The sequence below is a fragment of the Peribacillus butanolivorans genome, assembly GCF_001273755.1.
GTDB lineage: Bacteria > Bacillota > Bacilli > Bacillales > DSM-1321 > Peribacillus > Peribacillus butanolivorans.
Genome location: NZ_LGYA01000001.1, coordinates 2,593,533 through 2,597,177 on the forward strand (window position 1 = coordinate 2,593,533; position 3,645 = coordinate 2,597,177).

Below are 3,645 nucleotides of genomic sequence, written 5' to 3' on the forward strand. Positions count from 1 at the left end.
TTTGAGGTGATTCTCCTATGGAAGCAATGATTGAACGGTGTGCTGGCCTAGATGTACACCAAGAAACAGTAGTAGCCTGTGTACTATTTGGTCCATTAGATAAAAAGCCAAAAACCTCTATTGAAACGTTTTCAACTACAACAACGGGACTCTTGGCTTTAAGTGATTGGCTAGCTACCCTTCAGGTATCCGATGTTGTGATGGAAAGTACCGGAGTCTATTGGAAACCAATATGGAATATACTCGAAGGTTCTTTTCACCTTGTTCTTGCCAATGCCAGACATGTCAAAAATGTTCCTGGGCGTAAAACGGATGTGAAAGATGCCGAATGGCTTGCCAAGCTTCTAAGATGTGGACTTATTGAAAGCAATTTTGTTCCACCGGAGGATATTCGTGATTTACGAGATCTTACTCGTTATCGAAAAAAATTGATTCATCATCGCACTTCAGAGCAGAATCGCATTCACAAAATTCTTCAAGATGCTAATATCAAGCTAACATCCGTATTATCAGACATTTTTGGTGTATCGGGACGCCGTATCCTTGAAGCGATTCTAAACGGTGAAAAAATAGAGACCGATGGTCTTCGAAAAATGGTGGATTGGCGAACAAAAGCAAGTATTACTGACATTGCCAGTGCAATTAATGGCCGTATTCGCCGTCATCATCGTGATATGTTGCGTTACCATTGGGAGCATATGAGTTATTTAGAAAAAGCCATAGAAGAATTGGAAAAACAAATCGATCAACTCCTGTCCCCCTATCGTAAGGAAGTAGAATTATTGGATGGAATACCTGGTGTGAGCAAAGCTGCCGCAGCTACTTTTATTGCAGAGATGGGCGTTGATATGTCCGTATTTAAGTCAGCTAAACATCTTGCCTCTTGGGCTGGTGTGAGTCCCGGAAATTACGAAAGTGCTGGTAAAAAAAAACGAGTAAAACCACACAAGGTAACAAAGCATTAAAAACGATGGCCGTAGAGTGTGTACTGGCAACCTCAAGGCAAAATAATCGAATGGCTTCACATCGAAAAAGGATTACCAAACGACAGGGGAAAATGAAGGGACGAATTGCTTCTGCTCATTTACTATTGACGATTGCTTACAACATCTTAAAAACAGGAGAACCCTATCATGAACTAGGCTCAAATTACCTTGAAGAAAAACAAATGAACAAAGAATTAAAAATGATCGAATACCTAAAAAAGAAAGGCTATACAATCGATCCATCAGAACAACAAACTGCATAACCAGTTAAAATAACGACATAGTACATTTACGTCCTTCAAAAAATTAGAATATGGTGGGCTTATTTTAGTATGGCCTTTCACGAATATGTTTTCATACAAAAAAAGATGCCAAAGCAACTCCCTTATTGAAGTAAAGCACCTGTTAGTTGAAGAAAAAGATATAGTTAAAATAGACAATGTGTCAAAAGGGAGGTAAGGAAATTGTTAAATCAAGATTTAGAGAAGATTTGAAGCACTCAAAACTAATGAGATTGAAATAAATTTTGAGGGCGTAGAAGAGGAAACGATCTCCGTTTCTTTTCATCTGTTTTCCAAAGATGAATTTGAAGAAGGACAACTAGGATATAGAGAAGATGAGGAAGGTAACTCCTTTGTAGGCAGTGGCGAATGCGATTGGAAAGAAAGTTGGTTTGTTATAGGTTACGATGAAGATTTAGAAGACCAAATATTTGTGGATATACATAATAAAAATTATCCTGTTCTGACTGCTGAACACGGCATGGGCGAATGGAAACCATCTGTATTATATGATTCCTTAGAAGAATTCTTAAAGGATATTAAATAAAGAGGGTAATAACTCTCTTTATTTAATCATCCGTTCGCCCTTAAAAAGTTGTCGTAGCAACTCTTGTTCTAAAACTAAAGCACCTGTTAGTTCAAGAACAACTATTAAAGTTTAACCTTCTCAAAATGTTCAACTGTTGGAAATGGGTCATAAAAATTATGTAATTTCTTTTTCCATTCTTGATACTCGTTGGATTGTCTAAATCCAACTGTATGGTCTTCTAATGTTTCCCACTGCACCAGTAGTAAATATTTCCCCTCAACTTCCATACAACGCTGTAATTCGTGAGATATGTACCCTTTCATTGAAGAAATAATTTCTGATGCCCCACGAAATGCTTCTTCATATTCTGCTTCCATACCTTCCTTAACTTGTAGCATAACAGCTTCCAATATCATTTAATTTCCCCCTTTTCAAAAGTATAACATTACTCTTTTTAAATGACTTTTTGTTGAACAAACCTGCCCCTTTAGCTCCAAAAGAAAAAGAGCTGCTAAAGCAACTCCCTTATTTTAAGTGGGTTGATGTGGGATACATCAATCGAATCCTTCTTTTTTAGATGCGAGCATTCTTTAAAACTGTTACGAATTTATATGTTACTCCATTTAAGTTTCCTACACGGTATGCGAACTACTTATATTTATACGAGTCTTTTCCGTCTATGCTTGAATTAAAGTGTGACAATGATCGGACCATTTTTAGTAAGGATAATCGTATGTTCCAATTGTGCTACATAGCTTTTTTCTGTAGCATAGGTCCAACCGTCTTCTTTTTGGAATACTTCTTCTTCAAAGGTTGAGATAAATGGTTCGAATGCGATAACCATCCCTTCCTTTAATATTTCATTATCCCATGGATCATTATAATTACAAATATGGTCAGGTGCTTCGTGTATTCTACGTCCAACACCATGTCCTGTAAGGTTTTTGATAACAGTGAATCCATGCTGTCTCGCTGTTTCGAATACTGCTTTTCCGATTCTACTTTTTTTGGAACCGGGTTTTGCTTTCTTTAGACCTGCTTCAAATGCCTTTTTAGCAACGTCGCATATTTTCGTTAATACTTCTTCTCCTTCTCCTACTACAAATGAGATTCCTGTATCTGCGAAATAACCGTTCTTTGAAGCAGATACATCTATATTTACTAGATCCCCTTCATGAATAACCCGATGACCCGGAATACCATGTGCCACTTCTTCATTAAGACTAATGCAAGTATAGCCAGGAAAATCATATTCACCTTTTGGAGCTGAAACTGCACCTGCTTTTTCTAAAAGTTCTCCGGCTAAATCATCAAGTTCTTTGGTCGTTATGCCAGGAATTGTTCTTTGAACCAATTCATCTCTAATGGAGGCAATAATTTTGCCAATTTCCTTCAAACCATTAAAATCTTCTTCTGTTTTTGCAATCATTTTTTTCCTACCTCATTATCTTTTATCATCAATAAACTATATAAGTATTAATTGTACCTTTATTTTCTCGAAAAATAAAAGCAATGTAAATTATTTGGTACAATACCCCTCAACTGAATTTTTCTTCGATCAAGAAATAGACCACAAAAAGGATCTAGTACATATGACTATACTATTAATTGGATTTACCTTCCACTTTTCTTATTAAGCTGCCCCGATAGTTCCACAGATCGAGTAGGAGGAGGCGCCTAGCCTCCGACCTCTCACACCACCGTACATACCGTTCGGTATACGGCGGTTCAGTTTAAGTCTGACGTAGTTTTGTATATCGTTCATATAGATTTACTAACCCATGATGGAGCCAATAAACATTATTAAGGGTTTTGTCTAGAATAGGACTATGCGCTATGCGCCAATAAC

At 37.0% G+C, this 3,645-nt stretch carries 4 protein-coding genes; 2 read left to right on the plus strand and 2 right to left on the minus strand.

Going from position 1 to position 3,645, the window contains the following annotated elements; translation table 11 throughout:
- The first annotated feature begins 17 nt into the window (after positions 1-17).
- Complete coding sequence (locus AKG34_RS11840) at positions 18-965, plus strand: IS110 family RNA-guided transposase (protein ID WP_236694935.1); 948 nt, start codon at positions 18-20, stop codon at positions 963-965.
- Positions 966-970: 5 nt separating this feature from the next.
- The gene (locus tag AKG34_RS28915) at positions 971-1,249 is read left to right on the plus strand and encodes a hypothetical protein (protein ID WP_236694936.1); all 279 of its coding nucleotides are present in this window, start codon (positions 971-973) and stop codon (positions 1,247-1,249) included.
- Positions 1,250-1,918: 669 nt separating this feature from the next.
- On the opposite strand, the gene AKG34_RS11850 is transcribed toward AKG34_RS28915, so the two are convergent.
- Positions 1,919-2,212: an antibiotic biosynthesis monooxygenase family protein gene (locus AKG34_RS11850; RefSeq protein WP_053346254.1), complete on the minus strand. Its 294-nt coding sequence runs from the start codon at positions 2,210-2,212 to the stop codon at positions 1,919-1,921.
- Between the two features lie 272 nt (positions 2,213-2,484).
- Complete coding sequence (gene map, locus AKG34_RS11855; protein WP_053346255.1) at positions 2,485-3,225, minus strand: type I methionyl aminopeptidase; 741 nt, start codon at positions 3,223-3,225, stop codon at positions 2,485-2,487.
- Positions 3,226-3,645: the final 420 nt, after the last annotated feature.